Consider the following 6,084-nt stretch of genomic DNA (forward strand, 5'->3'; position numbering starts at 1 on the left):
TGGTATTAGGAGGGAAGAAGGAAAAAGGAATAGAAGTATAAAGTTTTGATCGCGCTATTAAAGCTGATTTGTAAATTTAGATAAAACCTTTATTTCACCTAACTTTCAGGGATTTAGGTATTAGATCAAATCCGTTTAATTGGACATAAAAAAAATCTTCAATCGCCATAACTACGTTTATCTTTGTAATTCTTTTTCCTCCTGACTCCTGACTCCTGACTCCTGAGGACTCCTAACTTAACCATTCTATGGCTGTTTAACCGGATTTGATATTATTGGGCTATAACTCCCAAAACCCTTGTATTCCAAAAAATTCAGCCTCTTAATATTTACTTTATAAATCATATCATGTCCGAAGGCAATCGTTTGTGTAAACCCAAGGGTGAATATCTACAGGAAATTTAGGTTTTTTCTTACTCAATAGCTTTCTTCCTTACCTTCGCGCTTACAATACCGATGCTACCAGATATGATCTGATTTTAAAAAGTATTTCCTGACGGAATGCTCCGTAAACACCAATTGTTGCAGTCAGCATTTTCTAGGGTCATACTCCACAAACAGCGATCGCTCGCTGAAACCTAGAGAAATGCAATTTAAAGGAGATTTTAACCCGAGCTGAAAGCTTTTAGCTGACAGCTAGTTAATGATTTAAAGATTGTGGTTTTGCTAACCAAAGGAAAAATAGAAATGTAGAGAAATTGTATTAAACCTCTCTACTTGCAGACTTTAAGCTGCTTCTTCTTTTACCTTTTTTAATTTTGGTCTTTCTTGTTCCTTCTCTATGACATTTAACTGTTTATTCTCAGCTAAATATTCAGCTAACTGCGCTTCAATTTTTTCTTTGACAATATGACGATACTCATAAAAATGTTCGATATGAGCGGAGGTACTTATATAAGATGTCAAAGCACTAGGATTATTTTTTCTAATGCTAAACAAATGATGCCAAAATTTCCAACGAGTGTTCCGCTTTATTCCCTGTCGCCAACAAATAATCAACAATGCTCGTAATTCTATCCAACTGGGCATTTTTGCAGCACCTTTAGCAGTGGGAGCGCCCATCATTAAAAAATGTCGATAAGTTCGATCTAAAAACTTTTCATAGTCATACAACTGCCAAAATGCTTCTACATATTCTCTGGCAATATCTTCTATTGGTCTGGTGGGGATAAAATTTGTCAAGGTTACTTGATTAACGTTAGCACCTTTATCTAAAAGACGACCTTCCTTTTTTAGACGATGCCAAAGTGCAGTATTTGGTAAGACTTGCAACATACTAAACATGGCAGTCGGAATAGTTGTCTCTTCCACAAATTTAACGATGCGATCGCCTGCTCCTGGTTTTTCTCCATCGAAACCGATAATAAACCCTGCCATTACTCTGATACCAGACTTAATAATTTTCTCTACTGCTTCATTGAGAGGGTTACGATTATTTTGATATTTATGGGTTAACTCTAAACTATCTTCATCTGGCGTTTCTATTCCTAAAAATACCGCTCTAAGATTGCAATCTACCATTAATTGCATTAATTCTGGGTCTTCTGCTAAGTTAACGGAAGCTTCTGTAGTCAGTTTAAATGGACATTGATGTTCTGCTTGCCAAACTTTTAATTCTTTGAGCAACAACTTAACGTTACGCTTATTACCAATAAAGTTGTCATCTACCATAAATAGAGAACCACGCCATCCTAAGTCGTATAAGTAATCTAATTCTGCTAATAATTGTGCTGGCGTTTTGGTACGGGGTTTACGACCATACAGAACAATAATATCACAAAATTCACATTGGAATGGACAACCACGGGAAAACTGAACCGACATAGATTCATAATATTGCATTTCCAATAAATCGAATCTGGGAATAGGAGTTGTTGTCACATCAGGTTTATTCCCATCTGCACGGAAAATACCGTGAGTTTCCCCACGTTTGACAGCATCGACAAACATAGGCAAAGTAATTTCCCCTTCATCCAGAATTAGAAAATCTACACCACTGTCCAATTGTTCTTGGGGTAATGCTGTGGGATATGGGCCACCACAAGCTACTAATTTATTACGTCGTTTTGCTTCTCGGATTTGGTCATGTAAGTCTTCTTTTTGGACAATCATTGCCGAAAGTATGACTAAATCTGCCCATTCCCATTCTGTTTCTGTGACTGCCCTAATATTTCTATCGACTAATTTATATTCCCATTCCTGGGGTAAGATAGCTGCTACTGTTACTAACCCTAAAGGAGGTAGCATTACTTTGCGATTTATCAGTTCCAGAATTTTTTCAAAAGACCAGAAAGATTGGGGAAATAAGGGATAAATTAATAAAACTCGCATTAAATATTCGCTCCTCAAATTAGGATTAAATGTCTGTTTACACAAACTCTGCCTAACTTTAACGTTATTAAGTTAATTTCGGCAATAAATTAAATATTAATTATTTATTAAAGTAGTCATTTCAGTTATCATTTATCAATTATCATTACCTCCTAGAATAGGAAAAAATTTGTTGGGTTTTCTCTATTGATAGACACTCTACTAATGTATAAATTAACCAAACCTAGATTTTCTTTACTGGTAGTAATTCTAATTAATTGAGATTATTAATAAATTGTTGGACTTGCCGAACATCAAGGTGAAGTATATTAGCAATTTTTTCCACAGAAAAGCCTTGCTTTAGTAATTCAGGAATAACCTTTAACTTTCCTCTTTCTTCTGCTTCTGCCATTAATTCCTGAGCAAAAGAGTTTTTTTTCAAATCATTAATACTAAATATAGCTTCTAACTCCTGATGACTCATTTCTGGTAATTTTTCCAAAACAATAACTGACAATAAATTCAATAATCTATCAGGTACAGTTTTAGATCCCCCCGCCCCCCTTTTTAAGAGGGGAGTATTCAAAGTCCCCCTTTTTAAGCTATACCTGATAAGGAACTCCTGAAAACCTTGTGGGGAGGGTGGGGAGTGTGGGGAGTGTGGGGGGCAAAAATCTTGTCTACAGTTTTCAAAAAAATGTATTTTTCAATACACTTTTCTCCTGAAAAATTCCCTCCAAGACTTATACATAACTTGTCTATTTTGTCAATTTTTATGTGAAGAAAGATGTTGATAAAGCATAGCTTTTTAAGGGAGATTTAGGAGGATCGTCAATGTACCTCATGAAGCAAAAAAATACTATAAACCCAGTTTCTTGTTTGGCTGCTTAAGTCCTGTTTATAATTTAGTCATAGAGTTTAGTAGATTCTAAAAAAAAATTATTATCATGTCTCAATGTCTCAACTCAGAATGTCTGAATATTAATCCCGATAATTTTCAGTTCTGTTAAAAATGTGGAGATCAACTATTACTTGTAGAACGTTATTGGGCAAAAAGTATTCTCGGACAAGGTAGTTTTGGTCGAACTTTTTTAGCTGTGGATAAGTTTAAACCTTCTAAACCTCCTTGTGTGATTAAACAGTTTCTCCCTCAAGCTTAGGGAACAGAAACTGTGGCAAAAGTTGCCGAGTTATTTGCACAGGAAGCGGAAAGGTTGGAGTTATTAGGAAAGCATCCACAAATTCCTGAACTTTTTGCTTATTTTTCTGTGGATAGTCGTCAATATTTAGTATAGGAATTTATTCAGGGAGAAACTCTACAACAAGAGTTAGATAACCGTGGAGTTGTTAATGAAAGTCAGATTCGAGAATTGTTAATTTACTTATTATCTGTTTTGCAGTTTGTTCACAGTCATAATGTGATTCATCGGGATATTAAGCCAGAGAATATTATTAGGATAGAGGCAGATAAAAAGTTAGTTTTGGTTGATTTTGGAGCATCTAAGATTATGCCGAAAACTCAACGTCGGACAGTGACAGAAACAGTTATTGGTTCGGCAGAATATTGTGCCCCGGAGCAGTCGATGGGAAAGGCAAAGTCTGGGAGCTATCTGTATAGTTTGGGGGTAATATCAAATCCGGTAGCATCGGTGTAATTAGATAGTTAATCTAGGAGTCAGGAGTCAACCCACCCCTCGCCCCTCCCCCTCCTAGGAGGGGAAGTCAGGATTCAGGAGGGAAGAGAATGCGCGAAACATTTGCTCTTGGATGAAGATGAAAATTTTTTTTATACCGAACCCGAGCGGATTTTATATAACTTGTTTACATTTATTGACTTAGATGAATCCATTTGATTTGTATAATGTAATGGAAATGGAATGGGTATAGCGAGACTGTTTAAATGGAAATTTTGTGAGTGATGAATTGGGTAAAGTTTTAGATAGTTTGGTGCAGCAAAAACAGAAGCAACGTTATCAGAATGTTGAGGATGTTTTGGCTGAGTTAGGGTTGGGTAATTCTTCTGTTTATCATACTCAAAACAATCAACAATCTCCAAAATATTCTTCTGCTAGTAATGTAAGGAGTGCTAATATTTATCGGTTTGCTACTCAGTCTAATACCTCTGTTTATACTACTCACAAAAATCAACAACCTTCACAAAATTTTGCTTTTTCTGATGTACCTTTGGTTTCAGCTAAAGGGTTAGATTATACTAATTTGCGTGACTTATTAGCAGCAGGTAAGTGGAAAGAAGCAGATCAAGAAACTGAGCATTGTATGTTGATAGAAAATATAAATTATTTTCCTTGTGAAGACCTCCGCACTATTGACCAACTTTGGGTAAAATACAGTAATGGTAAATTTGGATTTTCTGTTCAGAAGCAAATTTACCAGGGCTTGGGTGGTACGAGGCAGTACAATAATAAAATATGGGAAGCGTTCGGTGATCGAGTTGGATCGCGTCAAGGAGGAAAACGGTTGTATTGCTCTGAACTCACTTTTAGTCTGGACACAGCTTACACAGGAAACCTACCTGTGCGCGGGCTTGTGCGTATAGTGTGGGGGGGGATGAGTGGGTATTATTTCAGGTTCTATTATCTCGCGCATATAGTAATATATTATAACATATAGCTGTTTCAGCCGTCAAGAAAAAAAAGTAGCAAAGTAGTCCAGTGGGGTTTGTTAGTAGTAGCGTAACGCACAAAGCCCTATATCTATTGTCAGCGCCTAAGTCCTATTTATATTTCCTACTCCCTTTCACAAAAATTGGATATATACTTTGAAATGCTGAACCGCTTAACAAAATTTAACCGAATAATCAAGGTTTAAAGCCTCTCCTTTAAAGGGGAAAAAAGACAAAATTTTTCTTTAAATAGCAGTCAGCGGTCAGCATTAGGACTTTTTTTACGCCCTCGTCGGGGTATAAACCCAAGGTCAAAAAGCTGTTAACGCAGTTCCGAGTTCCGACCTAGGAGGCTAGCTCAAATGCTGATAGCTGATAGCCAGTTAAGTCAATTCTCTTCTTTTGAAGGAGAGGTAATAATTAATAATTAATAATTAATAATTAATTATTAATTGTTGAACTACCACCTGCTTCAATTTAGTGTTGCCATTCCTGACTCAACATTTTCAGCAGTTGCAAAAAAGTCTAGAAACCCAGTCACAGACATAGTATCTTGAAGCTCTTCAGAAAGTCCCACTAATACAACTTTTCCTTCCTTTGCTGTTGTTTGTCGGTACAGTGATAGTAATGTGCGCAACCCTGCACTAGACATATATGGCACATTGCTCATATTTATCAGAATTTTGCAGCCAGGAGTCGCTAGAGGTAATATTTCTTCTGAAACTTTAGGTGCTGTACTAGCGTCAATGTCCCCTGTTAATTCTACTACTGTAATATTTTCTACTACTGTATTAATATCAATTTGTATCATGATATAACAATATTTAAGTGTTTGGTCTCAGTTATCAACAAAGAATTCAGGTAGAGGTAAATTAGCCGTCAGTAGCGTACTGTCTGAATTGCTAGATAGAATTCTGTACAACTGGCGGATGAAGAAATGGGTTGAATACCAGCAGCAAATCTGATGCTTTGGTGGTCTGCAATTATTAGTGATGGGTCTGAATTGTCCCCCACTCTTGATTCTGACTCCTTCTTCAATCTACTACCACAGATTTTATACCACAAATTTAACCAAAACAATAATTTATATCATGTTTGGTTGAATACTTATAAATAACTGTTGTGAGGAATCAGGAGTCAGGAGTCAGGAA

5 protein-coding genes and 1 pseudogene are annotated in these 6,084 nt (G+C 36.3%); 2 read left to right on the plus strand and 4 right to left on the minus strand.

The window, feature by feature from the left end; translation table 11 throughout:
- Positions 1-726 precede the first annotated feature (726 nt).
- Both F6K13_RS14380 and F6K13_RS14385 read right to left on the minus strand, forming a co-directional pair.
- Positions 727-2,331 (minus strand): B12-binding domain-containing radical SAM protein, encoded by a 1,605-nt coding sequence (locus tag F6K13_RS14380; RefSeq protein WP_124144740.1) that lies wholly within the window; start codon positions 2,329-2,331, stop codon positions 727-729.
- Positions 2,332-2,584: 253 nt separating this feature from the next.
- Positions 2,585-2,827, minus strand: a complete 243-nt coding sequence (locus F6K13_RS14385) for a hypothetical protein (RefSeq protein ID WP_124144741.1) — start codon at positions 2,825-2,827, stop codon at positions 2,585-2,587.
- A 430-nt stretch (positions 2,828-3,257) separates the two neighbouring features.
- On the opposite strand from F6K13_RS14385, the pseudogene F6K13_RS14390 reads away from it, so the two are divergent.
- Both F6K13_RS14390 and F6K13_RS14395 read left to right on the plus strand, forming a co-directional pair.
- A pseudogene (locus F6K13_RS14390) lies at positions 3,258-3,938 on the plus strand (protein kinase); the annotation flags it as partial.
- A gap of 283 nt (positions 3,939-4,221) precedes the next feature.
- A complete protein-coding gene (locus F6K13_RS14395; RefSeq protein ID WP_124144742.1) occupies positions 4,222-4,941 on the plus strand; it encodes a GUN4 domain-containing protein in 720 nt (239 codons plus the stop codon).
- A gap of 464 nt (positions 4,942-5,405) precedes the next feature.
- Here F6K13_RS14395 and F6K13_RS14400 read toward each other — a convergent pair whose 3' ends face one another.
- Together F6K13_RS14400 and F6K13_RS14405 are read right to left on the minus strand one after the other, a co-directional pair.
- Positions 5,406-5,744 carry an anti-sigma factor antagonist gene (locus F6K13_RS14400; protein ID WP_124144743.1) on the minus strand — a complete coding sequence of 113 codons (339 nt, stop codon included), beginning with the start codon at positions 5,742-5,744 and terminating at the stop codon, positions 5,406-5,408.
- 68 nt (positions 5,745-5,812) lie between these two features.
- Positions 5,813-6,013: a hypothetical protein gene (locus F6K13_RS14405; RefSeq protein ID WP_124144744.1), complete on the minus strand. Its 201-nt coding sequence runs from the start codon at positions 6,011-6,013 to the stop codon at positions 5,813-5,815.
- Positions 6,014-6,084: the final 71 nt, after the last annotated feature.

Source organism: Okeania sp. SIO2B9, assembly GCF_010672505.1.
GTDB lineage: Bacteria > Cyanobacteriota > Cyanobacteriia > Cyanobacteriales > Microcoleaceae > Okeania > Okeania hirsuta.